The 23,834-nt window shown below is 41.0% G+C and carries 36 protein-coding genes; 27 read left to right on the top strand and 9 right to left on the bottom strand.

Translation table 11 applies throughout. The features are described 5' to 3' along the window. The first annotated feature begins 2 nt into the window (after positions 1–2). Genes PHG87_02505 through PHG87_02490 form a run of 4 tightly spaced genes read left to right on the top strand, consistent with a single transcriptional unit; the run spans position 3 to position 3,573 of the window. The gene (locus PHG87_02505; GenBank protein ID MDD5477068.1) at positions 3–1,007 is read left to right on the top strand and encodes a type II secretion system protein GspK; all 1,005 of its coding nucleotides are present in this window, start codon (positions 3–5) and stop codon (positions 1,005–1,007) included. 12 nt (positions 1,008–1,019) lie between these two features. Then, a complete protein-coding gene (gene pilM / locus PHG87_02500; GenBank protein MDD5477067.1) occupies positions 1,020–2,492 on the top strand; it encodes a pilus assembly protein PilM in 1,473 nt (490 codons plus the stop codon). Positions 2,493–2,498: 6 nt separating this feature from the next. Continuing rightward, complete coding sequence (locus PHG87_02495; protein MDD5477066.1) at positions 2,499–3,056, top strand: GspMb/PilO family protein; 558 nt, start codon at positions 2,499–2,501, stop codon at positions 3,054–3,056. A 40-nt stretch (positions 3,057–3,096) separates the two neighbouring features. Beyond that, on the top strand, positions 3,097–3,573 hold the full coding sequence (locus tag PHG87_02490) for a hypothetical protein (protein ID MDD5477065.1): 477 nt from the start codon (positions 3,097–3,099) through the stop codon (positions 3,571–3,573). On the opposite strand, the gene PHG87_02485 is transcribed toward PHG87_02490, so the two are convergent. Further along, on the bottom strand, positions 3,570–3,890 hold the full coding sequence (locus tag PHG87_02485) for a hypothetical protein (protein ID MDD5477064.1): 321 nt from the start codon (positions 3,888–3,890) through the stop codon (positions 3,570–3,572). The genes PHG87_02490 and PHG87_02485 overlap by 4 nt on opposite strands. A gap of 252 nt (positions 3,891–4,142) precedes the next feature. On the opposite strand from PHG87_02485, the gene PHG87_02480 reads away from it, so the two are divergent. The 8 genes from PHG87_02480 (at position 4,143) to PHG87_02445 (ending at position 8,096) form a co-directional block, all read left to right on the top strand. Continuing rightward, positions 4,143–4,580, top strand: a complete 438-nt coding sequence (locus tag PHG87_02480) for a hypothetical protein (GenBank protein MDD5477063.1) — start codon at positions 4,143–4,145, stop codon at positions 4,578–4,580. Positions 4,581–4,702: 122 nt separating this feature from the next. Then, complete coding sequence (locus PHG87_02475) at positions 4,703–5,044, top strand: PilZ domain-containing protein (protein MDD5477062.1); 342 nt, start codon at positions 4,703–4,705, stop codon at positions 5,042–5,044. Positions 5,045–5,066: 22 nt separating this feature from the next. Beyond that, entirely contained in the window at positions 5,067–5,255 is a 189-nt protein-coding gene (locus PHG87_02470) for a hypothetical protein (protein MDD5477061.1), read from the top strand. Continuing rightward, positions 5,255–5,602, top strand: coding sequence for a PilZ domain-containing protein (locus tag PHG87_02465; GenBank protein ID MDD5477060.1), 348 nt, complete (start codon positions 5,255–5,257; stop codon positions 5,600–5,602). The genes PHG87_02470 and PHG87_02465 overlap by 1 nt, the downstream gene beginning before the upstream one ends. Before the next feature lie 7 nt (positions 5,603–5,609). Beyond that, positions 5,610–6,122 (top strand): DUF4416 family protein, encoded by a 513-nt coding sequence (locus PHG87_02460; protein MDD5477059.1) that lies wholly within the window; start codon positions 5,610–5,612, stop codon positions 6,120–6,122. A gap of 6 nt (positions 6,123–6,128) precedes the next feature. Beyond that, positions 6,129–7,088 carry a radical SAM protein gene (locus PHG87_02455; GenBank protein ID MDD5477058.1) on the top strand — a complete coding sequence of 320 codons (960 nt, stop codon included), beginning with the start codon at positions 6,129–6,131 and terminating at the stop codon, positions 7,086–7,088. 2 nt (positions 7,089–7,090) lie between these two features. Then, positions 7,091–7,573: a DUF2062 domain-containing protein gene (locus PHG87_02450; GenBank protein ID MDD5477057.1), complete on the top strand. Its 483-nt coding sequence runs from the start codon at positions 7,091–7,093 to the stop codon at positions 7,571–7,573. Next, positions 7,548–8,096 (top strand): histidine kinase dimerization/phospho-acceptor domain-containing protein, encoded by a 549-nt coding sequence (locus tag PHG87_02445; protein MDD5477056.1) that lies wholly within the window; start codon positions 7,548–7,550, stop codon positions 8,094–8,096. Before PHG87_02450 ends, PHG87_02445 begins: the two co-directional genes overlap by 26 nt. 73 nt (positions 8,097–8,169) lie before the next feature. Here the strand turns inward: PHG87_02445 and PHG87_02440 are convergent, their stop codons facing one another. Then, positions 8,170–8,484 (bottom strand): TRL-like family protein, encoded by a 315-nt coding sequence (locus PHG87_02440; protein ID MDD5477055.1) that lies wholly within the window; start codon positions 8,482–8,484, stop codon positions 8,170–8,172. Between the two features lie 126 nt (positions 8,485–8,610). Between PHG87_02440 and gpmA the strand changes: the two genes are divergently transcribed. The 15 genes from gpmA to lexA all read left to right on the top strand — a co-directional run bounded on the left by gpmA (position 8,611) and on the right by lexA (position 19,702). Beyond that, a complete protein-coding gene (gpmA, locus tag PHG87_02435) occupies positions 8,611–9,357 on the top strand; it encodes a 2,3-diphosphoglycerate-dependent phosphoglycerate mutase (protein ID MDD5477054.1) in 747 nt (248 codons plus the stop codon). Between the two features lie 36 nt (positions 9,358–9,393). Next, on the top strand, positions 9,394–9,573 hold the full coding sequence (locus PHG87_02430; GenBank protein ID MDD5477053.1) for a rubrerythrin family protein: 180 nt from the start codon (positions 9,394–9,396) through the stop codon (positions 9,571–9,573). A 115-nt stretch (positions 9,574–9,688) separates the two neighbouring features. Further along, a complete protein-coding gene (locus PHG87_02425) occupies positions 9,689–10,120 on the top strand; it encodes a YbhB/YbcL family Raf kinase inhibitor-like protein (GenBank protein MDD5477052.1) in 432 nt (143 codons plus the stop codon). An 8-nt stretch (positions 10,121–10,128) separates the two neighbouring features. Then, the gene (locus PHG87_02420) at positions 10,129–10,797 is read left to right on the top strand and encodes a GIY-YIG nuclease family protein (protein MDD5477051.1); all 669 of its coding nucleotides are present in this window, start codon (positions 10,129–10,131) and stop codon (positions 10,795–10,797) included. Between the two features lie 3 nt (positions 10,798–10,800). After that, positions 10,801–12,429, top strand: a complete 1,629-nt coding sequence (locus PHG87_02415) for an ATP-binding cassette domain-containing protein (protein MDD5477050.1) — start codon at positions 10,801–10,803, stop codon at positions 12,427–12,429. Then, entirely contained in the window at positions 12,426–13,001 is a 576-nt protein-coding gene (locus tag PHG87_02410) for a flavodoxin family protein (GenBank protein ID MDD5477049.1), read from the top strand. Before PHG87_02415 ends, PHG87_02410 begins: the two co-directional genes overlap by 4 nt. 1 nt (position 13,002) lies before the next feature. Beyond that, positions 13,003–14,070 (top strand): DUF362 domain-containing protein, encoded by a 1,068-nt coding sequence (locus PHG87_02405; GenBank protein MDD5477048.1) that lies wholly within the window; start codon positions 13,003–13,005, stop codon positions 14,068–14,070. Positions 14,071–14,084: 14 nt separating this feature from the next. After that, positions 14,085–14,480, top strand: coding sequence for a PilZ domain-containing protein (locus tag PHG87_02400; protein ID MDD5477047.1), 396 nt, complete (start codon positions 14,085–14,087; stop codon positions 14,478–14,480). 24 nt (positions 14,481–14,504) lie between these two features. Beyond that, complete coding sequence (locus tag PHG87_02395; protein MDD5477046.1) at positions 14,505–15,542, top strand: TIGR00730 family Rossman fold protein; 1,038 nt, start codon at positions 14,505–14,507, stop codon at positions 15,540–15,542. 11 nt (positions 15,543–15,553) lie between these two features. Continuing rightward, on the top strand, positions 15,554–16,504 hold the full coding sequence (locus tag PHG87_02390) for an aldolase catalytic domain-containing protein (protein ID MDD5477045.1): 951 nt from the start codon (positions 15,554–15,556) through the stop codon (positions 16,502–16,504). Between the two features lie 46 nt (positions 16,505–16,550). Next, positions 16,551–17,183 carry a bifunctional 4-hydroxy-2-oxoglutarate aldolase/2-dehydro-3-deoxy-phosphogluconate aldolase gene (locus tag PHG87_02385; protein MDD5477044.1) on the top strand — a complete coding sequence of 211 codons (633 nt, stop codon included), beginning with the start codon at positions 16,551–16,553 and terminating at the stop codon, positions 17,181–17,183. Further along, positions 17,180–17,602, top strand: a complete 423-nt coding sequence (locus PHG87_02380; GenBank protein ID MDD5477043.1) for a hypothetical protein — start codon at positions 17,180–17,182, stop codon at positions 17,600–17,602. Before PHG87_02385 ends, PHG87_02380 begins: the two co-directional genes overlap by 4 nt. A 127-nt stretch (positions 17,603–17,729) precedes the next feature. After that, complete coding sequence (locus PHG87_02375; protein ID MDD5477042.1) at positions 17,730–18,629, top strand: bifunctional methionine sulfoxide reductase B/A protein; 900 nt, start codon at positions 17,730–17,732, stop codon at positions 18,627–18,629. A gap of 185 nt (positions 18,630–18,814) precedes the next feature. Next, positions 18,815–18,979 carry a DNA-directed RNA polymerase gene (locus PHG87_02370; protein MDD5477041.1) on the top strand — a complete coding sequence of 55 codons (165 nt, stop codon included), beginning with the start codon at positions 18,815–18,817 and terminating at the stop codon, positions 18,977–18,979. A 120-nt stretch (positions 18,980–19,099) separates the two neighbouring features. Continuing rightward, positions 19,100–19,702: a transcriptional repressor LexA gene (lexA, locus tag PHG87_02365; GenBank protein MDD5477040.1), complete on the top strand. Its 603-nt coding sequence runs from the start codon at positions 19,100–19,102 to the stop codon at positions 19,700–19,702. A gap of 405 nt (positions 19,703–20,107) precedes the next feature. Here lexA and PHG87_02360 read toward each other — a convergent pair whose 3' ends face one another. The 7 genes from PHG87_02360 to PHG87_02330 form a co-directional block, all read right to left on the bottom strand. Further along, entirely contained in the window at positions 20,108–20,263 is a 156-nt protein-coding gene (locus PHG87_02360; protein ID MDD5477039.1) for a hypothetical protein, read from the bottom strand. A gap of 115 nt (positions 20,264–20,378) precedes the next feature. Next, a complete protein-coding gene (locus tag PHG87_02355) occupies positions 20,379–20,675 on the bottom strand; it encodes a hypothetical protein (GenBank protein ID MDD5477038.1) in 297 nt (98 codons plus the stop codon). A gap of 23 nt (positions 20,676–20,698) precedes the next feature. Further along, entirely contained in the window at positions 20,699–21,541 is an 843-nt protein-coding gene (locus PHG87_02350) for an LAGLIDADG family homing endonuclease (GenBank protein ID MDD5477037.1), read from the bottom strand. Next, positions 21,525–21,851: a DUF134 domain-containing protein gene (locus PHG87_02345; protein MDD5477036.1), complete on the bottom strand. Its 327-nt coding sequence runs from the start codon at positions 21,849–21,851 to the stop codon at positions 21,525–21,527. The genes PHG87_02350 and PHG87_02345 overlap by 17 nt, the downstream gene beginning before the upstream one ends. A 102-nt stretch (positions 21,852–21,953) precedes the next feature. After that, positions 21,954–22,358: a hypothetical protein gene (locus tag PHG87_02340; GenBank protein MDD5477035.1), complete on the bottom strand. Its 405-nt coding sequence runs from the start codon at positions 22,356–22,358 to the stop codon at positions 21,954–21,956. Positions 22,359–22,375: 17 nt separating this feature from the next. Continuing rightward, entirely contained in the window at positions 22,376–22,702 is a 327-nt protein-coding gene (locus tag PHG87_02335) for a hypothetical protein (GenBank protein ID MDD5477034.1), read from the bottom strand. A 24-nt stretch (positions 22,703–22,726) separates the two neighbouring features. Further along, positions 22,727–23,821: an AAA family ATPase gene (locus tag PHG87_02330; GenBank protein MDD5477033.1), complete on the bottom strand. Its 1,095-nt coding sequence runs from the start codon at positions 23,819–23,821 to the stop codon at positions 22,727–22,729. Between the last annotated feature and the right edge of the window lie 13 nt (positions 23,822–23,834).

Below are 23,834 nucleotides of genomic sequence, written 5' to 3'. Positions count from 1 at the left end.
GCGTGCAGACTAAAGGCGGCAGCATATTGTTTATCTCTTTGTGGACGGTTTGCCTGTTAACTATTTTTAGCGTGGTTTTAGGATATCAAGTCAGGCAGAAATTAACCTTAGCCCAAAGGCTGGATGAAAAAAGCAAATTACATTTTATTGCCCAGGCTGCGGTAATGAAAGCAATCGTGGAATTGAAAAAAGAAGAAGAGAAGCCTTATGATGCTTTAGGGGATACCTGGAGCAATAATCTTGGCGCCTTTAAAGGGATGGCTATAGGCGATGGCGAGGTCGATATTTCATATGGTTATATAGACGAGAAATCAGGAATTTGCCAAACCCGGTATGGGCTGGTTGATGAAGAAAGAAAAATAAATATTAATAAAGCAGGGATGCCGGTGCTTAAGCATCTTTTTCAGATTGTCGCTGGTCTGGATGAAACAGGCGCTCAGGAGCTGGCGGCTTGCATAATTGACTGGAGGGACAGCGATAGCCAATTATCAATACCTTTGGGCAGTGCCGAGAATTTTGATTACAGAAGCATGCAATATCCTTATGAAGCAAGGAACCAGGATTTTGAAGTTCTGGATGAAATTCTTCTGGTTAAAGGGATGAACAAGGATATCTTTGAAAAAATCAAGGATTATGTTACTATTTATAGCAGCGGCAGGGTTAATATCAATACTGCTTCAAGGCCGGTGCTTCTGGCTTTAGGCTTAGATGATAATATTGCAGGTGATATTATGTCTTTTAGGGCAGGTGAAGATGGGGTTATGGCTACTGCCGACGATAAAATTTTCGATACAACTGCTAATATAATCCCAAAACTTAGCCAGTCTTATCATCTGAGTGTTTCTGAGCTGGCAGAGCTTAGTGCGGTAGTTGACCAATACTTGGTTGCAAATTCTAAAAATTTTATGATCAAGGCGTCTGCTAAATTAAACAACAGAGTAGATACCGTGGAATTGATTTGCGTGATTAACCGTAACGGAAATATACTATATTGGCGGGAGTCTTAAGGTATGTTGGGAATGAATATCGGAAGATTAAAATTTTTGGCTGATAACGGCAAACGGGATTTTGTCGGGATAGATTTTAGTTCCAATACTTTAAAGCTTGTCCACGCCAGAGGCCTTGCTAATAAAAGAAAGATAGTTAATATCAAAAGCTGCGATATTACCGGCCTGCCTGATGCCGAAATTTCTAAAGTCATCCGTGCTTGTTTTAATAATTTAACGGTAAAAGATGCCAATATTGTCAATACCGTTGCGTCACATTTGATCTTGACTAAAAATATCGAGATACCATCTATCGACCACGGTGTCATAAAGAAGATCATAGATTTACAGGCGCCCCGGCATACTCCGTATTCCCGGGAAGAAATAATCAGTGATTATATTGATATATGCACTTATAAACATACTTATACCAAGATTCTTTTGGTGATTGTTGCGCGCAATGTCATAAAAAGGCAATTTGAAATACTGGAAAAAGCCGGGCTTAAATTAACAAATGTGTTTCTTGCCCCTGAGGGGCTTGCCCGGTCTATCTCTAGAATATTAAAAATTGAAACTGAAAACGCACCGGTAGGCATTCTCCATATCGATGAAAGCTGCACAGATTTTTCCATTGTTTTTAAAAGTAAAGTTTTATTCATAAGGAGCATTCCTATCGGCGCCCGCAGCCTTTTGGATGAAAAGGAAAAGTTTGTGGTGAAATTTATAGAAGAAATAAAGAGGTCTTTAGAGGCCTATCAGGCCGAGGAGATCGAGAGTTATCCTAAAACGCTCTTTTTGACCGGCGCCATAGAAGAATTAAAAGACGTAGAGACTATTTTAAATAATAACTTGCATTTATCCGTCAAGATAGTAGCCTATTTGAGTAATTTGATAATTCCGGATGAGCCCTTGAAGGCAGCGTTTAAGACCAGATATTCGTCATTCCTAAATGTAATTGCCCCTTTATTTAGCTTGGAAGAGATGCGGGTCAGCTTTATCCCTGAGGAGATAAAAATAAAGAGGTCGCTTGAGGAAAGAGGCAATGACCTGATAAAGATAGGGGTCTTTACGCTTACGATTTTTATTTTATTATTCTTTATATTGCTAAGCAAGATTTATTTTAAGAGCGTATATCTTAAGGAGTTAAGTAATAAATATCAAACACTAGATCAAGAGTCGCAAAAATTAGAAAAGGAATCTTTAAAGGTAAAAACAGTAAGGAATTATCTATCCAGCCGCGGTTTCTTCTTGGAGGCATTAACCGAATTACACAATATCAGCCCCTTGGATTTAGAACTAAATGATATTCGTTTTGATGAGCAGGATAAATTTTCCGTCAGGGGCACCGCAGAGTCGATGTCCATAGTTTTTTCATTCGTTGACAGCATGAAAAAATTAAAATATTTTCAAGATGTTAAAACTAAATATACTACAAAAAGAAAAGATGGTTATAAGGATCTGACAGATTTTGAAATAACTGCTTTGTTGAATAAGGAGGCTAGATAAAATAGGATGTTTAAGGCCCCGTCCCTTTATGCAGCTTTTACGCGTTTACCTAAAAAAGAAAAATTTATTCTTTATGTTGTGATTTTCTTTATCTCTTTAGTGGTTTTGGACCGTTTAATAATATCTCCGGTATTTTCTAGGATGAAATCCCTGGATAAAGAGATTCGATTGAAAGAATCGGAGGTTAAGAAGAATTTACGCATATTAGCTCAGAAGGATAGGATTTTAGCTGAAAATGCCAGATATAGCTCTTTCTTAAATACTCCTGAATCCGGCGAAGACCAGGCGGCTTCTTTAATGAAAGAGATTGAAAATTACGCTGATAAAGCTTCGGTTTATTTAGTTGACATGAAGCCTGCAAGTATGAAAGAAACAGGGGCATCAAAAAAATATTTGATAAATTTAAACTGCGAAGCACAGATGGAGCAATTAATCCGCTTCATGTATAATATAGAAAACTCTAAGGAGCTTTTAACCATTGAAAAATGCCAGATCAGCCCAAAGGCTAAAGAATCCAGTGTAGCAATCTGCAGTATGGTTATCTCTAAAATAATTACTCTTTAGTTTTGATTTTATAAAGGGGCAGAATGGCGAGGAGGAAGTGATGAAAAAGAAAATTTCAATTTTGTTGATTTTATTTATATTTTTTAGTGTTCGCAGCTATGCTTTGGAGAATGGTCTTTTTGAAATGCGTAATAAAATATCCTTGGAATCAAAACAGATAAAAGCCTTGTTCCTACAGTCAAAAGATATAGTCTTGATGAGCAGTATGTGGGATTCTTCTGTTATGACGATGATGCAGCTGGATGCTTATTTTTATATGGTAGGGATTTTTAACAGTGTAAAAATCCCCAATGAAGATGCTGTCAATTATCTGATTAATTGGCTCAAGATAATCAAGAGCACAAGCGAATTGAATATTAAGAGTTTGGATGCAGTAACACAAACGCTTGAGCCTAAGACGAAAGTTTGTAAAGAAAGATTAAGGAGCGATTTTAGCGAATTGAACAAAAATATAGATTCTGAGTTAAGCAGGGTTTCTGTGTTAAAAAAGGCGACAAAAGCAGGTAAAGCACCTTAGGGGGCTGGATTTTTCAATTCCTGTATCTGTTTTTTAAGTTCTTCATTGGCTGATTCCAATCTCTTTATGCGCTTCTCTAAATCCCAAATTCGTTCCGATACGTATTCGGCATTGTCCTCAATAATTAATTGGGCGCCTATTTTACGCATCTTTGTCCCTTTAGGGAGAATTAACTGTTGACCATCTCCGACAGTTATAATTTCCATGCCGCTAGGAGGTTTTTGTTGATTTGAATTATCATTGTTTGCTTTGGCAGGAGTATTGGTAACTAAGAGATTTAAGGCGATAAACAGCAGAATAATGCAGATTTTATTCATTTCGGCCTCCTAGCCCACAAGGGCACACCCGCGCTAGCGCACAAGCGCATGCTAAGCGCATACCTATTGCGCCGGGCGCCTTATAGTGCGGGGTGACAATTAATTATACCACAATTGATTGCCTGTCAATAATTTTACTTTTTTGATGGCGGCATTTTATTTATTGACAGGCGGCAATCACCTTGTTATGATTATAGAAATTGTTTCCATTTTTTGTTTCAAAATTTAATTAAATGAAAGGAGGTGAATAAAATGAAAAAGATATTTTTTGTGCTTATTGCTTTTTGTTTTGTAAGCTCTTTAGCTTTTGCTGAGGATACCGCTGTGCCTGCTGCTACAACTGCTACTGAGGCTACAGCTGCGACAACCGCTACTGCGACTACAGTTGCCGTTACTCCTGAAGTTTTGACGTTAAAGGGCGATGTTATCGACAATATGTGCGCAGGCGCTAATAAAGACACTCTGGCTGAATTTGTCAAGACACATACCAAGGAGTGTGCTTTAAAACCCGGATGCATTGAGAGTGGTTATTCTATTTTTGCAGACGGCAAGCTTTACAAATTCGATAAAAATTCCAACGCCAAAGTTGCAGAGTTTCTTAAAGTAGCTGACAGCAAGTTACAGGTAACCGTTACTGCCAAGCAGGTTGGGGATGAGCTGAGCCTAGTCTCAATCGAAAACCAGAACTAATTTATTTTTTTAGATATTAATAAAAGGCCTCTTTTTGAGATTTAAAAGGAGGCCTTTTTATTGCACCTTTTGTAAAGTATTGACATATTTACGAATATGTGTTATATTTTTTTATGGTGTTTTTGGCAAGACAGAAAGAAAATCGTTGTTTTCCCCGGATAGATTTTCATTCAAAGATACAGTATCAGATCAGAGGCAAGCCGGATTTTAATAGCGCTCTCACTAATGACATAAGCTGCGGCGGTTTAAGGTTTACTAACGACAGGTTTGTTCCCACTTCTACCGCGGTAATGCTTGAAATTAATGTTTTAAACCGCGTACTCAGGCCTGTTGGTAAAATAGCCTGGTCAACGCCCCTGTCGCATTCTAATCGCAATCAAATGGGTATAGAGTTTGTCGAGTTTAATCTGCACGAACAAATATACCTTAAAGATTTTATCAATATGCAACTTGGGCAAATTTAACTAAATGAAAGGAAGATAAGTCATGGCACCGGAAGCACCCAAAGTAAAAGAAGCAGAAGCAAAGCCCAAGGCGGATAAACGCGTTAATTGCCTGGCTTGTAATAAAGTGGTTAAGAAGCTGAAAAGGTATTACCGAAACGGTAAATACTACTGCAGCAAGAAATGCTGGCGGGAATTTATTAAAAAATCAAAGGCAGAAGAGAAAAAATAATGAAAAGTATCAAGGAACGCAGGTTACATCCGCGATTAGACCAGAAGTTACCGCTTAATCTGGCGGTAGACGGTTATCATTTTTCCACCTCAACGCGTAATATCAGCTGCGTGGGCGCTTATTGCCACTTGGATAAATATATGCCGCCGTTTACCAAGATTTCCGTAAAGTTGAGCCTGCCTGATAAGGACCAGCCCGGTAAAGGCACGATTGTTGAATGCCGGGGGGTGGTGGTAAGGACTGAGGATGAAGCCAACGGCGGATTTAACCTGGCCATATTTTTTAACGAAATGCGCGATGAACAGCGTAAAAAGATCGCCCGCTATATAAGCAAGCTCTTGCCTTAAAAAATCATTGGGAAAAATCAGAAAATATAATCCGGTTAAGTTAATTATCGGCTTCATCTACAAAGATGAAGCTGTTTTTATCAAAGCTAGGAATAAATTAGCAAGAAAATTCGGGAAAATCGATTTTGAATCAGGACAGATTGATTTTAACTACACCGATTATTATGAAGCAGAGATGGGCGCAGGGTTAAAAAGGAGGTTCATCAGCTTTCATAAGCTGATCCCGATGCAGGATTTATACCGCATCAAACTTTATACCAACAGGCTTGAGGGAAAATTATCCATTTCCAAATCGCGGCAGCTAAATCTTGATCCGGGATATCTAGATTCGGCTAAGCTGGTACTTGCTTCCACCAAGGATTACGCCCACAGGATATTCTTACGTAAAGGTATTTTTGCCGAGGTGACCCTTTCTTTCAGGGACAATTCATTTTCCGGCAATGACTGGACTTATCCGGATTACCGCAGTAAAGAGTATATCGATATTTTCAACCAGATCAGGAAACTCTATACACCGTAAAATAAATTGCCAGAGTATCCAGCATATCTTAGCGCTTATAAAAGCGGCAGATTAAAGAAGATATCTCAACAGTTGTTTACTTCTCTTAAATCCTGCCAGATTTGCCCGCGCCGTTGTAAGGTCAACCGGTTAGAGAATAAAATCGGTTTTTGTAAAACCGCTCAACTTCCTAAGATTTACAGTTTTATGCCCCATTATGGCGAAGAGCCGCCGGTTTCCGGCACAAAAGGAAGCGGGACGATATTTTTTAGTCATTGTAATCTGGCCTGCCTGTATTGTCAGAATTATGAGTTTAGCCAGCTGGGGGCCGGTAAAGAATATACTTTTGAGCAATTGGCGCAAATTATGCTGGAGTTACAGGGTTTAGGCTGCCATAATATTAATCTGGTTACCCCAACCCATGTTTTACCGCAGATACTTAAAAGTTTAGAATTAGCTATCCCCCAAGGATTAAAGATTCCGCTGGTTTACAACACCAGTGGTTATGAATTAGCCGAAATTATTAAATTACTCGAGGGCATCGTTGATATTTATCTTGCCGATAGCCGCTATGGGGATAACCTGATTGCCAAGGAATTATCACAAGCTGACGATTACGTGGAATTTAATCAGGCAGCGCTTAAGGAAATGTACAGGCAGGTGGAGCCGGCTGGGTTTAGCGAAGACGGACTAATCAGGAAGGGCTTAATTATCCGGCACTTGGTATTGCCCAACCGGATTTGCGCAACCGAGAAGGTAATGGAATTTATCGCCGAAGAATTATCCGAAAACGTTTATATAAGCTTAATGAGCCAGTATTTGCCTTATCATAAAGCATCCGGCAATCCTAAAGTCAATCGTCGCCTCAAAGCTGGGGAGTATGCAGAAGCCAGGCGGATATTGGAAAAATACCATTTGCTTAACGGTTGGATCCAGGAGTCCTACGGCCAGGAGAGATTTGCCGGAGTAAATATTAAACCTATTTAAATATGGCCGAAGAATCCGGATTTAAGAAAATCATCAATTTTATTTTTTCCAGGCTTTTTAAGATCAATGATTCCGCGCAAAAAATTGCTTTGGGCGCCGGCCTTGGCGTATTTAGCGGCCTGATGCCCGGAACCGGTCCGGTTGCCGCGGTATTTTTGGCTTTTATTTTTCGGGCCAACCGCGCCGCGGCATTATTCGGCAGTTTACTTACCAATACCTGGTTAAGCCTGGTAACTTTTATCTTGGCAATAAAAGCCGGTTCTGTTATACTTAAAATGGATTGGCGGCAGGTGCAGCAGAAAGCGCAAGGCCTGGTGCAGGATTTTACCTGGTTTAAATTTTTTAAACTTTCATTTTTTGAGGTGCTTCTGCCGGTTATCACCGGCTATCTGGTTATCGGTTTAGTTTTAGGGGCGCTTTGTTACCTAATAACCCTCTTAATAATCAGGAGGAATTTATATGGAAGTAAGACAATTCACCTATAATATCAAAAAAGATTTTAACCGCGCATTAAGCCTTGTCGGTATTATTCCTCTCTTGGTATTTATCTATTTGATCGTGGATAAGTTTGCTAATTTTAATCTTTTAGCCGCAGAGGCCGGCTATATTGTGTTGGCGACCATCGGCGTTTTTATTATGGGGATTGTCGTCGGCAGAAGGATGCTGATGTCGGTAATTTTTAAATTAATCGACGATAACCGTAAGATCCTGCTTATGCAGCAGGAATTGATTGAAAAGAGCCGCCTGGCGGCAATTACCGAAACCGCGCTTGCTTTAGGGGACCAGGTGAATAATCCGCTTTTGGCTATTAGCGGAAACCTTGAGTTGCTTGAACTCGAACTTAAACATATTGAACTAAACGAAAAGACCCGCAATAGGATTGAGACTATGCATAATAATTTTCAAAAAATCCGCGACGTTATGGAGAGGATGTCGAAGCTAAGCAAGGTTGAATCAATGGCAATCCACGGCGATACCCGCACGATTGACTTAGAAAAATCCGCGTAATTTATTAAAATAATAATGCCGGCATCTTTTTTAGATACCGGCATTATTATTTTATCAGCTACCCTGACGGCTATTAATCTCCGTAAACAGTAGTGGTGTATTCGCCGTAGATGCCCAAGATATTCCTGGCGTCATAGTCAACATATTTAATATTTTTGATCCCGCCGTTTGCCGCAGCGGTTTTAATACTGCAGTCGCCTGTAGCAACTAATCCTAATATAGAGGTAGCTTTAGATGTTCCGACTTTGCTGTAAGACATTGTTCCGTCACCGGCAGCTACAGGAGCTTTAATTTCGGTGTAGAATGCCCCCATAGGATATGGTGTGGCGCAACCGTTAAGCATTACCGCCAGAAACAATACTAAAACAATAAAACTTATTTTTTTCATAGAAACCTCCTTTCAATTTGTATTTTAGCAAAATTATTCGATAATACAAGATTTATTTGCACTTGCTAAAAAGCTTTTTAAGAGTTAAAATAATATCCTAAATTAATGATTAAGAGGGGGGGCTTGATGAAAAAAATAGTTTTACTCAGGCACGGTGAAAGCGCCTGGAATAAAGAGAACCGTTTTACCGGCTGGACTGATGTTGATTTATCGGAAAAAGGATTGCAGGAAGCCGGGAAGGCCGGAGAGGTGCTTAAAAAAGAGGGTTTTGTGTTTGATGTAGCTTATACTTCGGTATTAAAGAGGGCAATCCGCACGCTTTGGATAACTCTTGATGAAATGGATTTAATGTGGATACCGGTATATAATTCCTGGCGGCTCAATGAAAGGCATTACGGGGCGCTGCAGGGTTTGAATAAATCAGAAACTGCCGCAAAATATGGAGAAGAGCAGGTTTTGATTTGGAGAAGAAGCTATGATGTCCCTCCGATGGCATTAGAAAAAAATGACCCGCGTTATCCGGGTAACGACCGGCGTTATAAAGAACTTAAGCCTAAAGAGCTGCCGCTTACCGAATGTTTAAAGGACACCGTTGCCAGGTTCCTGCCGTATTGGTATAAAACAATCGCCCCCAGCGTAAAAGCCGGAAAGCGGGTGATCATTGCCGCGCACGGAAATTCACTGCGGGCTTTAGTGAAATACCTTGATCATATCTCTGATGAAAAAATTGTAAATTTAAATATTCCCACCGGTTTGCCTTTGGTCTATGAGTTGAATGATAATCTAAAGCCGATCAAAAGTTATTATTTAGGTGATCCAGAAGAAGTAAAGAAAGCTATGGAGGCAGTAGCGAATCAGGGTAAGGCAAAATAGAGGGTTAAAATCTCTTAACGCTTAAAGGAGGGCTAAATGATCGATCTTGAAGCGCTTAAAATTGCGTTATCCAGAGAAAACAACTCGATTGAAACCTACCAAAAGATGTTGGTGGACCATCCCGGCTTAAAAGAACTGCTCTCGTTTTTACTAACCGAAGAAGAGAAGCATAAAGTACTGATTGAAAAGAAGATTAGAGAGTTGACTCTTTATTAATTTAATCCATAAGATGGTGCATAATTTGAGAATCAAAATACCATTTATTATATTGTTGTTAGGATTAATATCATTAGCCTTAAATATCGAATCTAAGGCAGAGGAGGGTGCTAATATGCGCATATCCAGTCCGGCATTTGAACATAATGCCTTTATTCCTGTAAAATTCACTTGTCAAGGTAAGGGTGTAAATCCGCCCCTATCTATTGAAGGGTTGCCCAAAGAAACCAAGAGCCTGGCCTTAATTGTCGATGACCCCGATGCTCCGGGCGGTGATTTTGTGCACTGGGTGGTCTATGACGCACCGGTTACTAGCCGCGTAGAAGAAAACAGTGTTTTTGGAAAACAGGGTGTTAATTCTTTGGGTAAGTCAGGTTATGTCAGCCCCTGTCCGCCCGCCGGAGTCCACCGTTATTTTTTTAAAATATACGCCTTAGATACACTGTTGAATTTAAAGGCCGGAATAAGTAAAACGAATTTAGAGTTTGCTATGACCGGCCATATTTTGGATCAGGCCCAGTTAGTCGGCTTATATCAAAAGAAGTAGCTTAATTTATGCCCTGGTATATTTATATCATCAAGTGTAAGGGCGCTTTGTTATATACCGGCATCACCACAGATTTAGCCCGCAGGATAAAAGAGCATAATGCTGGATGCGGCTGCAGGTTTACCAGGGGCAGAGCTCCGGTAAAATTGGTGCACGCTGAAAAAGCCGCAAGCAGGTCTGCTGCTTTAAAACGGGAAGCTGCGATCAAGCGCCTGCCGCCAAAGAAAAAAGTAGAATTGTCTAGATCGAAAAAACGAAAGGAGAAAATGATGCTGAATTCATCCAGGGCCGTTACTTTATTTTTCTGTATAATTTTATTCAGCGGCGTTAATGCTTTTGCCGGACAGGCGGATATGCTTGCGGTAATTAAGCCGGAGTTTCAGAAAATGGATACGAATAAAGACGGGTTCATTAGCTCAAAAGAAATGCAGGCGTATCAAGCCGGAAAATTTGAGAAATTAGACAAAGATAAAAATGGGGTTATTGACTCAAAAGAACTGGCAGTTGATAATACAAAAATGCTTAAAAATGCCGATAAAGATAAAGACGGTAAAATTACCAAGGATGAATCCAGTTTGCAATTTAGCGAATACTTTAAGCAAATGGACAAGAATAAGGATGGCAAAATATCCGAAGCCGAATATATGGATTATTGGAAAGGCATATATTATTTTTAACCCATGATTTCCGTAAATAACGTATCACTGCAATTTGGCCAGCGCAAACTCTTCTCAAACGTAAATATCGTTTTCTCCCCCGGTAATTGCTATGGTTTAATCGGCGCCAATGGTTCGGGTAAATCCACTTTTTTAAAAATTCTCTCAGGCGAGATTGATTCGACCAGCGGGGAAGTTAACGTATCTCCGGGAAAGCGGATTTCAGTCTTAAAGCAGGACCAGTTTGCTTTTGACCAATATACAGTTTTGACTACGGTTATTATGGGCCATAAAAGGCTCTATGAAATTATGGCTGAGAAGGAGGCTATTTATTCCAAGGCCCCGTTTACCGATGAAGATGGCATGCATGCTTCGAAGCTGGAGGAAGAGTTTAACGAATTGGGAGGCTGGAATGCCGAGTCTGACGCGGCCAAGCTTTTAAGTGATTTGGGTATCGAAGAATCTTTGCACGCGGCGCAGATGAGCCAGTTGGAAGCCGGGCTGAAATTTCGCGTTTTATTAGCGCAGGCATTATTCGGCACCCCGGATATCCTGCTTCTGGATGAACCGACTAACCATTTAGATGTGGAATCGAGTATGTGGCTTGAGGAATTCCTTTGTGATTTCCAAAATATCGCTATCGTTGTTTCGCACGACCGGCATTTTTTGGATAAAGTCTGTACGCATATTGCCGATATTGATTTTTCTAAAATCCATCTTTACGCCGGTAATTATTCTTTTTGGTCAGAAGCCAGCCAGCTTGCCGCCCGCCAGCGCAGCGAAACCAATAAAAAAATAGAAGAAAAACGCAAAGACTTAAAGAATTTTATCATGCGTTTTGCCAATAACGCCGCTAAATCGCGCCAGGCAACCAGCCGTAAAAAGATCCTGGAAAAACTTACCGTTGAAGATATCCAGCCTTCCTCGCGTAAATACCCGTATATTAATTTTGAGCCGGAGCGGGAAGCCGGTAATGACCTTTTAAGTATAAATAACCTGTTTAAGCGCTCAGACGGGGAGACTATGTTTGAGCGGCTTAATATTACTATCCACAAGGGGGATAAAGTCGCTTTTGTCGGGCCCGATGACCTTGCTAAGACCATGCTTTTTGAAATCCTGATGAATGAAACTCCGGCTGATGGCGGAACTTTTAAATGGGGGGTTTCCACCCGCCGGGCTTATTTTCCAAAGGACAATTCTAAATTTTTTAATTCACCATTAAATATTCCTGATTGGCTTAAAACATATTCACTCAATACCGAAGAGGAGTATATCCGATCTTTTTTAGGCCGTATGCTTTTTTCAGGGGAAGAAGCGCTTAAGCCGGTGAATGTTTTATCCGGAGGGGAAAAGGCCCGCTGTATGTTTACGCGGATGATGGTTATCCAGCCAAACGTCCTTATTTTAGATGAGCCGACTAACCACCTGGACTTAGAATCAATCACTTCTTTAAACCGGGGCCTGAACAAATTTCCCGGGACAATTTTATTTTCTTCGCATGACCACGAATTAATCCAGACTGTAGCCAACCGTATTATTGAGATCACTCCCAGAGGATACATTGATCGCATCAGCACCACCTTTGATGAATATCTGGCCAATGAGCAAATTAAAGAGCAGCGCCACCAGTTATATAAGGGGGTAAATCTATGAAAGTGGTTGCTTTTAACACCAGCGCCCGCAAAGACGGCAATACTGCGATTCTTATCAAGAAAGTTTTTAAGGAATTGGAAAATAAAGGAATTGAAACTGAGCTCATCCAGTTGGCCGGTGAGAAAATTCAGGGGTGCGCCGGTTGCGGGGTGTGTTTTACGAAAAAAAATAAAAAGTGCGCCGTGAATAATGATCCGGTTAATGCGTATATCGCCAAGATGATTGCGGCAGACGGGATCATTATTGGCTCACCGACTTATTTTGCCGATTGCACGGCCAATGCCAAAGCCTTAATTGAACGCGCGGGTATGGTAGCCAGAGCCAATGATAATATGTTCATGCGTAAGATCGGCGCCGCAGTTGTTGCGGTAAGGCGCGGCGGGGCAATCCATGTTTTTGATACGATCAATCATTTTTTTACAATAGGGGAGATGATCATTGTGGGTTCATTATATTGGAATATCGGGATTGGCCGCCAAATCGGAGAAGTAGAAAAAGACGAAGAAGGTTTGAATACGATGAGCATATTGGGCAAGAACATGGCTTGGCTTATGCAGAAGGTTTGCGCATAAAATGAAAAGCAAGGTATATTTTATCCCGGTAAATGACTCTAATGATCTTCAGTCGGTTAACCAAAAGCTCAAAAGATTGATTGAAGAGAGCAAGGTTTTAGATTTTATCCATAAAAATGATCAAGTTGCAGTCAAGCTTCATTTCGGGGAAGAAGGAAATACGGGTTTTGTGAGGCCAGAGCATTTACGTCCGGTCTGCGATGCAATTATAAGATGCGGGGCAAACACTTTCTTAGCGGATGCCAACACTCTGTATCGGGGAAAACGCCTGAATTCCAGCGATCATCTGAAGTTAGCTTATGAGCACGGATTTACCAAGGTGGTCACCGGCGCGGATGTGATCATACCGGATGATACAAAAAAAGAAAATGTGGTTGCCATACCGATTAATCAAAAATTTATCAAAAGCGCCAGCCTAATGCGCATTTTTATCGATGCGGAGGCAATTGTCGCGGTCAGCCATTTCAAGGGGCATATTCTAACCGGTTTTGGCGGAGCGCTAAAAAATATCGGTATGGGGTGCGCTTCCAGGCAGGGGAAACTTGCCCAGCATTGCGATGTGGCGCCGGTTGTCCATACAGAAAGATGTATCGGCTGCGGTGAGTGCCAAATAGTTTGTCCGGTAAAGGCGATTCACCTTGAGAATAAAAAATCCGTGGTAGATAGTTCAAAGTGCATTGGCTGCGCCAGCTGCCTGGCGGTATGTCCGACTATGGCGATGTTCATCGATTTTAAGGCGGGGGATAAGGTGCAGGAGAAGATGGCAGAATATATCCTGGCAGTGCTCAAAGGAAAAGAAAATAAATCCGGTTTCATAAATTTTGCCGTAAAAATTAATAAGGAATGTGATTACTGGGGAATGGAAAATCCGCGGATTGCCCCTGATGTCGGGATATTGGCATCGCTTGACCCGGTAAGTATCGACAAAGCAAGTTTTGATTTGGTGAATAAAGCAAGCGGCACGGATATCTTTAAAGCAACGCATCCTGAGCAAGACGGGATGAAGCAGCTTAAATACGCCCAGGAAATAGGGCTGGGCAGCCTTGATTATGAGTTAATCGAATTGTAGAGGGGGGGGCGGGTATGGAAAATGGCAAGAATGGCCAAAATCACCGCAAGTCCGCTCGTACTGAGGCTGCTTTTACGCTTAGCTATAGCATAGAGAAGCCGTTTGAATTACGCATTACTTTGGGGTTACCCGATGAAACCGGCGCTTTAATGCGGGACTTAAGCGATCTGGGCGCGGCGATTATTACTAAGTACGACATACCGTTAGGAACGCTTCTTCGGGTAAAATTTAATCTCATGAATTTGCGTTTGGTTGGCGAAAAGCGTTTGAGGCGTATTGAGGTTATCGCGCAGGTCATGTCGAATTCGGTTATGCCTGATGAAAGCCATAGGATCGGGATTCGTTTTGATAAAATTTCAGAGGAAGATAAAGCCGCGATAAGGGATTTTGTCCAGAAGGATAAAAAATAAGTATCGGGTAAAGAAGGGTTGGTTATGGCCAGGATAGCAAAAGATTATGAAATTGGCGACAAAGCCATAGATAATTTAATCGATGAGCTGGTTAAAAAAATCAGCTCTGCGGAAAGCGCGCATTTGTTAAGGGAAATAATCACCACCGCGGTTAAATTAGGCAGGGAGTCTGATGATAAGGGTGACCTTAAGCTTGTAAATAACGTGCTTAAAGAATTACGCTATTCCTTTAGGGTGTTTTCTCCCTATAGAAATATTAAAAAAGTAATTATCTTTGGTTCAGCTAGATCTAAAAAAGCATCAGCTGAATATAAGATGGCTGAAGAATTTTCAAGGAAGCTAACTGAAAAAGGCTATATGGTGGTAACCGGAGGCGGCCCCGGGATTATGGAGGCCGGCAATAAGGGGGCATTGGCTGGAAAAGATTTCGCCTTAAACATCCGCCTGCCTTTTGAGCAAAAGCCCAATCCTTATATCGATGAAAAAGAGAGGTTGATTAATTTTAAATATTTTTTTACCAGAAAGCTGGTTTTTGTCAAAGAAACCGACGCCACCGCTTTATTTCCGGGCGGGTTTGGCACAAATGACGAAGGCTTTGAAATGCTTACGCTCATTCAAACCGGAAAATCCAAGCCCCGGCCGATAGTTTTAATGGAACCTAAAGGCTCTACCTATTGGGTTGATTGGAAGCGTTTCATAAATAACCAGCTGTTTAAAAATGACTTTGTGAAAAAAGAGGATTTTAACCTTTTTTACATGGCTAAAAGCATCGATGAAGCAATCAAATATATCGAAGATTTTTATCGGATCTACCACTCGATCAGGTATGTTGCCGGTTTGACGGTAATGCGGCTGAATAAAAAAATTTCCGATAAAACTTTGGATCTGATCAACCGGGAATTTAAAGATATTCTGGCAAGCGGCGAAATTTGTTTTTCTCCTCCCACCGAAGAGGAGATCCAAAAGGGGGAGTATCCGCAGTTGCCCCGGCTGATCATGAACTTTAATCTGCGCGATTACGGCCGGCTTTGCCAGATGGTTGGTGTTATTAACAGGGATTAAAGGAGGAGCTGATGTTTAGGGAAAAGATTAAGGTTTTGGACTGCACGATCAGGGACGGCGGATTAATGAATAATCATGATTTTGACCTGCGTTTTGTGCGCGAAGTTTATAAGGCGCTCTCTGAGGCGGGTATAGATTATATGGAGATTGGCTATAAGAATTCCAAACGGATTTTTAATCCCAAAGAGTTTGGTAAATGGAAATTTTGCGAGGATCAGGATATCAAGAAAGTAGTTGAGGGGATTGCTTCCCGGACCAAGATCTCGGTGATGGTGGATGTGGACAGGGTGGATATCGACGATATTTTACCTAAGCAAGACAGCCCGGTTGATATGGTCAGGGTGGCTACTTATGTCAAGGATGTGGATAAGGCGATCCTTCTGGCAAATCACTTTGCGGATAAAGGTTATGAAACCGCGGTAAATATTATGGCCATATCCCGGGCGCTGGATAATGAACTTACCGAATGCCTGCAGCAGCTTGAAAAAGAATGTAAGGCCAAGATAATCAATATCGTGGACAGCTTCGGCTCATTGTATCAGGAAACCACGGAATTTCTGATCAAGAAAGCAAAAGGTATTTTGAAAAGCAAGGAAGTCGGGATGCACGCGCATAATAATCAGCAGCTTGCCTTTGCCAATACCATCGAGGCTATTATTCATGAGGCCAATTACGTGGATACGAGCATCTTTGGTTTAGGCAGGGCAGCGGGCAATTGTCCCACTGAGTTGATCCTGGGATTTCTGAAGAACCCTAAATATGATATCCGGCCGATCCTGGATGTGATTTCCAAGGAGTTTATCCCTTTGCAGAAAAAGATAGAATGGGGATACTTTATCCCTTACGCGATTACCGGGATCCTTAATGAGCATCCGCGCACGGCAATTGCCCTGCGGGGGAGCGATAAAAAAGAAAATTACCGTGAGTTTTACGAGAATTTAGTCGGGGAGGTTGAAGAATAAATAAGGGGGACGTCCTGAAAGGGGACACCCTTAAATAAGTTTCTATATGGATATAATAAAATTTAAGGAAAAACCTATTCTTGGGATTCTTCGGGGTGTCGAAGTAAGTCAGATTGAGCCTTTAGTTGAAACGGTAATTGAGGCTGGGCTTGAAACTTTAGAAATTACCATGAATACTTCTGGAGTTTCGGATTTAATTAAAAAGGCAAAGCAAGTATCTCGAGGCCGTTTGATTTTAGGCGCAGGCACAGTGCTTACTTTGCAAGATTTAAAAATTGCTCTCAAGAGTGGAGCGACTTTTATCGTGATGCCGGTTTTAGTCAATGATGTTGTGAAATATTGCGTGAAAAATAAAATTCCGGTATTTCCCGGAGCCCTTAGCCCTCAGGAGATCTATTATGCCTGGGAGGCAGGGGCAACGATGGTCAAAGTGTTTCCGGCAAAATTTTTTGGGCCGGAGTATTTTCGGGAGATCAAAGGGCCTTTTAATCAAATAGAACTTTTGGCCTGCTCCGGAGTAACTGCGGATGACCTGAAGGACTACTTTGCCAGTGGGGCTAGTGCGGTTTCTTTTGGCGCCAGTGTTTTTAGAAAAGAATGGTTGGCCGCCAAAAATTTCTCCGCAATTGGCCGGGAGGTTAAGAGATTTATCGATTCCTGGAAAGGAGATCAAAAATGAAAATAGGATCGGTGATTTCTGTTTTAACCGCAGTATTCCTGTTAAACGGCTGCGCTTCAACATCCGGTCCGGGTATTAAAAATTCAGGCAATATTTACCGGTATAACCAGACCCCGCATATTTGTTTTTTTCCTAAGGCCCAGGCAAAATGGGATGGCTATAAACTTACTAATAAAAACTGGAATCAGCTGACCGAATACCAGAAACTTATGTTTGTTCTTGAAGGGATCAAGGAATTAGAAAGAAACGAAGCGGTGGTTATAACCGTAACCGATAGTTTCCGTACTGTCAGGGCTCTGGATTATGGCGTAAATAAAATAAATGAAGAAATACCCAAAACGGAAATATCCATGATCAGTTTTATGTATGATGTTTTAAAGGATGCAAAAATGGTGGCGCCGCGTAAAGTCAAAAGATGAATAAGTATAGCAGTATAATTGTGATGTTAGTTGGATTTATATTGTTACTTGGAGGGCAGATGGAAGTTTCTTCAAAAGAACCAGAAAAGGTTAAAATCTTTAATCTTGCAACGGCCAAGTTGAGGAAGTGGAGCGGGTCTATAAAACCGATGCCCAATGGAAGAAGATCCTTACTCCTGAACAATACAGGGTTACCAGGCTTAAAGTAACGGAAGTACCTTTTAGCGGCCACTGCGTTCTGCCCAAGAAGAATGAGCAGGGTGTATATAAATGCATTTGTTGCGGCACGGATTTATTTTTAGTTACTACCAAATTTGAATCCGGCACCGGCTGGCCGAGTTTCTGGGAACCGGTTTCTGAATTAAATATCAAAACACGAATCGATAATACTTTGGGGGCATCCAGGGTGGAAGTGCTTTGCGCCCGTTGCGACGCGCATCTGGGCCATGTTTTTGACGATGGCCCGCCGCCAACCGGCAAACGTTATTGTATTAATGCGGCAGCGCTTAAATTTGCCAAAATTAATCTGCCGAAAAAAGAAGAACTCGAAAAAGCTGCTTTTGCCGCCGGATGTTTCTGGGGCGTCCAGGCAGCATTTACAGGAATAAAAGGCGTGGTTAAAACTACAGCTGGTTACGCTGGTGGAAAACTGAAAAATCCCAGTTATGCAGATGTCTGTACGGATAAGACCGGGCATGCGGAAACGGTAGAGCTAGAGTTTAACCCTCAGGTTGTTGCTTATGAGAAGCTGCTGGATATTTTCTGGGATATCCATGATCCTACCACGCCAAACCAACAGGGCCCGGATATCGGCAGCCAGTATCGTTCAGTGATATTTTATTACACGCCTGAGCAGAAAAAATCGGCCTTGGCTTCCAAGGAGAAGCTGGAGAAATCCGGCAGATACAAAAAGCCGATTACCACCGAAATTATCGCAGCCGGAGATTTCTATAAAGCTGAAGGCTATCATCAGGATTATTATATAAAACACGGTTTAAAGCCGGCTTGCCATATACCTAAAAGATGAAAGGAGGTGGGTATGAGCTGCGGAAGCTGCAAGAAACCGAAGAAAAAGGCAAAGAAGAAAAAGAAATAAGTTTATTTGTATAGGTTAAAAAAGGGGCTGGATTTGATTATCCAGCCCCTTACTAAAAATACTTGAGATTATTTTAGAAAGTTATATAATTATTTAAGTAACTAAAAGGAGGAAACATGGCGTATCAACAAGGTGGTGGATTTGGCGGGCCCCGGGAAATGCACAAGGCAATTTGCGCAGAGTGCAAAAAAGAATGCGAAGTGCCTTTTAAACCCAGAGAGGGCGGCAAACCGATATTATGCAGAGAGTGTTATCAAAAGAGCAAGGGGCAAAGCCGTTAAATAAGAATAAAGGGGACGGTTCTATTTTTTAACCAAGGAATAGAACCGTCCCCTTTATTTTAGAGGCGCCCCTTTAATTTTTCTTGACAAACCACACAAATGTGTGGTATATCTATAGCCATGGAAAAGAAGCCGTATTTGACGCCAAAGCAGGAAAAGGTGCTTAATTTTATCCGCAAACGGATAGGGGAGAGGCTCCCTCCTACAATTAGAGAAATAGGAGAGGAGCTGGGGTTTAAATCTACCGGGACAGTCAGGGACTATTTAAAGGCCCTAATACAGAAAGGTTTGGTGAGGCGGATGAATAATAAATCACGGGCAATCGGGTTAACGCAGCGCGCGTCTTTTAAAATTCCCATAATCGGTACGATCATGGCCGGTAAGCCGGATTTAGCTTATGAAGAAATTCAGGGTTATGTTGATGCTGATGATTTATTTCTTGGCCGCCTGGGTTTTGATGATGTTTTCGCTTTAAAGGTTAAAGGCGACAGCATGATTGATGCCGGGATACTAGATAGCGATATTGCCATTATCAAGAAACGCCCCCATGCCGACAATAATGATATAGTTGCCGCACTTTTAGACAATAATGAGGTGACTTTAAAAAGGCTGCGCAGTAAAGCCGGTAAGTTTCATTTAGAAGCGGCTAATCCAAATTACGCGCCAATCTTTGAAGAGTTTGAGGTAATCGGCAAGCTCATCACCGTAATCAGGAAATATTAAATATGGATCAGATGATAATTCCACGAGAGAATCTGTGCAAACTTTAACATTACTGCATTTTTTTAATGAGAGTTATGGTAACTGTGGTAAGTTTGAGGAAAGTTCCGGTAAGTCCAGTGAAAACCCAAGTCAATCAGCCATCCATATACTTTACCTAGAGCTCAAATAAACCCCCAGGTTATCCAGCTTGGATCAGGCTGTTGTCTGAAATGGTGGCTACAAGGCTCAGGCAGCAAAATTTAGTCAGCGCAATGTGGTGTATCTTTGGCTAAACGGCCCGGAAATCGGGCAATCGGGGTCACTTGCTATGGGCATCTCTTAATAGTTTACTTAGGAAGAAATCCGCAGGGAAGGCCTTATTTAGGCTCTAGACCGCGTTAATAACCGCTTCGGAGAGAGGTCAATTTATCCCGCAATTACTGTTTTAACCCGGCCAGGTTCATAAATAAAATCTTTAATTAAAAGCAAAAAATCCAGGGAAGATGATTCATAAATTTTGCCTGAATTGTTAGGAATAAAATAAAGCGGTAAGTTTAAGTAAACAAGAATTACCTTTTCCACAGGTTAAAAACATCTCTTAATAACTTATTGTCTCATATAGGGTTAAGTACACTTAGCCAAGATAGACAAGTTAACATAAGATATATTATATCCAGTTCCCAAAGATGTCCTGTATTCAGAATAAGCTGTTCTTTTTTTGATAGAGCTGTTTCATTTGTACCTGATTTGGGGTTTCTTTGAAACCCTTTGATTTTTCCTCTACCTGCAAATCTTTAAAAGCCTGTAAGAATGCTTGTTCATATTTCTCCTGCATTTTACGTACGCCTTTTAATATTTGGCTAAAAGTATTATCTGCAATGCCCATTCTTCTTGCAAAATCTCTCATAGTAAAACCAAAATAACTCTTTATATAGCGGCTACCGTATTTTTGAGTTAGTTGTTTTAAATATTCTAATTCTATTTGGGTATTCATAAAAAACCTCCTTGCTTATTTCCCTATGTTTTTGCCTTAATGCCTTTTATACCTTCTAAAAACCGCCTATATTTGCGTTCTAAAAATAGCTTATTTTGGATATTTTTATATAAAATTTCAAATAACTTTAAGCTATCTTTATGATCATATATAAACATATAACTCCATCCATTTTTGGTTTTTTGTTTATAGATTGTTCTTTCGGGCATATTCAAAGATTCTAACTTTTGTTGTAAACCGGCTATAAAATCACAGGAGCCACTAACAAATTTAGACCTTAATGGACAGTTTATTCGGCGTTTATCAAAGAAAACACTTCCATCGCCATCAAAAACTCCTCTTATGAAATCAACTAGGAAGCTTTCTGGAATCTTTGGGAATTTGACCGTAAGACTTTTTCTGGGTAAAACACCAAGTTTTGCTAAGTCCGCCACAAGTTTTTCCCTGGCAAAATGAAAATAATGCAAGCCTTCTTGATGCTTAGACAGTGTTATTTTATGTTCGGATTGCAATGCTTTTTTAACCTTTTCTAGTAATTCTCTGTCGTTTATACAAAGCGATATCACTCCGTTATCAGAAATACATCCATCAGTAAGAATTAAGCCAAAAACGTACGCCATTTCAGGTGACCAAGTACTGAAAAAATCCTCATCTATATCATAAAATTGCTGTGGAACCTTATTTTGTTTCTGCGCTTCAATTCTTGCCTCTGATTTAGAGCGTTGTTTTATACCATGAGTGTTAAGTTTTTTATATATTGCTGTCCGGGAAACGCTATAGATTTTAGCTATATCACCCAAGGATTTTCTTTCATTTAGATATAAATCGATTAACTTTTCCTTAGTTAAGTCAGCTAATTTTCTCATTTCTGCTCCCGGGAAGCAACACGTATTGGCCACCCTGGATTCTTATGGTTGATCCGGTAGTAATTCCCTTAGCTACTTGCTTGCGCGCCTTCTTTAATATCCGGCTAAAGGTTTGCTGGGATATGCGCATAGACTTGGCTGATTCTTTTTGGCCTAATCCTTGGTAATCAGCCAGCCTTAAGGCCTCAAATTCATCCATTTTTATCTGGACTTCATCAGGCCTTCCCGGCCGGCCTCTAGGGCTAAAATAGCTGATTTTAGGGTCAACTTTGACTATCCTGTATTTTTTCGGCCTTCCTCGCAAGCGCATTTACCTAGATTTACCCAAGTTTAACGCCGTATTTATTATGAGTACCTACTTATAAATAGGCGTTTTTTAGGGCCTGCTTTGTGCTTAACAGGCCCTTAGAAGTTATAATTTATAAGTTTTATCGCCTTGCCTGACCCGGGAATTTACCTGCAGCCCGATTTCATCCCCTTTTTTGGCATTTGAAATCACTACCCGGTCGATTTGCATTGAAGTTACCGCCTGGGTAAGGTCGGTGGTGTGCCCTTTTATTTTTACCGTATCTCCCATTGCCAGAGGCCCTTTTAATTTGATTACCGCGGCTTGCACATGGGGAAAATAATGCGTGACTGTGCCGATAAGGTTGCCTTCTTTTTTCTTAGCAGCCGGTTTTTTCTTGGCTACAGGCATCTTCTTGATCAGTTTCTTTTTGGTTTTTTTAACAGCTTTTTTGGTAATTTTCTTTTTTCCTCGCGCTAAGCGCGAGGATTTCGCTATTTTTTTATTGGTGCTCAACTTTTTTAAAGCCATTGACAAGCCCTCCTTGCTTAGATGACGACTTTCTCAGATATCTTAGTTATAACCGGGATCCGGCAGTAAATACCCAGAAAAGCCTGCATAATTCCCCATAGAGAAACCAGCAGGAATAACGCATACCCAAGAACTCCGATTAACCAGCCTAATAAAGGTATAATCGAAAGTATAAATGCCACAACTTCCATTACAAAAAGCACCAGCCCCTGCTTAGCATGATAAAGGGCGAATTTATTGTCTTTTTTTAAGATTAAAGTAATGATGCACAGAAAAGAAACGTACGAAATTATGGCAAAAAATTTTCCATCACGTATCTCTTGTTCATTTTCCAGAGCAGACATACTAACTCTCCTATTTTTTACCTGCTAATTAATTTCAATCAACGAATCCATGGTGCCGTAAGCATTCATTTGCCTTGATGGGTTCTCCGGGTCTTCGGCCCAATTTCCATCGATTACGAAACGGTAACGGTATTTACCCTTATTTAAGGCCAGGTGTTTGGTCCAACAGCCGTTATTCTGCTCCATGCGGCTGTGTTCATCAAGCTTCCAGTTGTTGAATTCTCCCGCCAAATAAACTTCTTTTGCATCAGGAGCTTTAACCGAAAGAACAGTTTCATTTAATTTTGGCAGGTTCTCCTTAAGGATATCTTGCATGCGTTTTTCCAGGTTTTTTTCTGTTGGCGGAACAGGCGCAGGAGGCGTATTTTCCTGGGTGATAATTTCACGGGAAAGCGAGAAATAATCTTTTGCCCCCCGGCAGTATTTATCGTAAACATGTATATGCAGGCCTTCGTTTTGGGCTTCCTTTAATTTTACATTCACGTGGATAATGTTAGAGAACATTCTGTTTTTGTAGTCAGTCTTGATTTTCTCAAGCATTTTAAACGAATGCTGCAGCCGGGAATCAAAGTTGGTTACCAGGATCCGGAAATCCACGCTATGGTTTAACCTTTCTTTGACCAGGTTAATAATGCTGGTTAACTGGCTTACCCCTTCTAAGGAGAACCTGCTGGCTTCAACCGGAATAATAATTTCGTTTGCCGCCCGCAAGGCGTTAATGGTCAGGATCCCCAGGTTTGGAGGGCAATCGATTAAAATGTAATCGTAGTTGTTCTGAAAACTTTTTAAGATATCCCAAAGGCGGCTCTCTCTTCCGATTTCACCGCTTAACTCCTGTTCCAGCGTGCTTAAAATAATCGAAGATGGGGCGATATCAAAATTAACTCCGATGTTCTGGATAATTTCGTCAATCCTTGCTTTTTTATGCGTGATTTTAGAAAGGACATTGTAGATACTTAATTCCGCTTTGATGTTTAAGCCGCTGGTGGCATGGGCTTGCGGGTCAAGATCAATAAGCAGGACGCGGCGGCTATTGGATGCCAGTGAGGCAGCTAAATTTATGGATGTAGTTGTTTTGCCGCAGCCGCCTTTTTGATTAGCAATTGAAATTATGCGCATTCATCCTCCTTCT

The organism is Candidatus Omnitrophota bacterium (genome assembly GCA_028716245.1).
Lineage (GTDB): Bacteria > Omnitrophota > Gorgyraeia > Gygaellales > Profunditerraquicolaceae > UBA6249.
The sequence above is the reverse complement of the archived record's forward strand: the minus strand, read 5'-3'. Positions and strand labels throughout refer to the sequence as shown.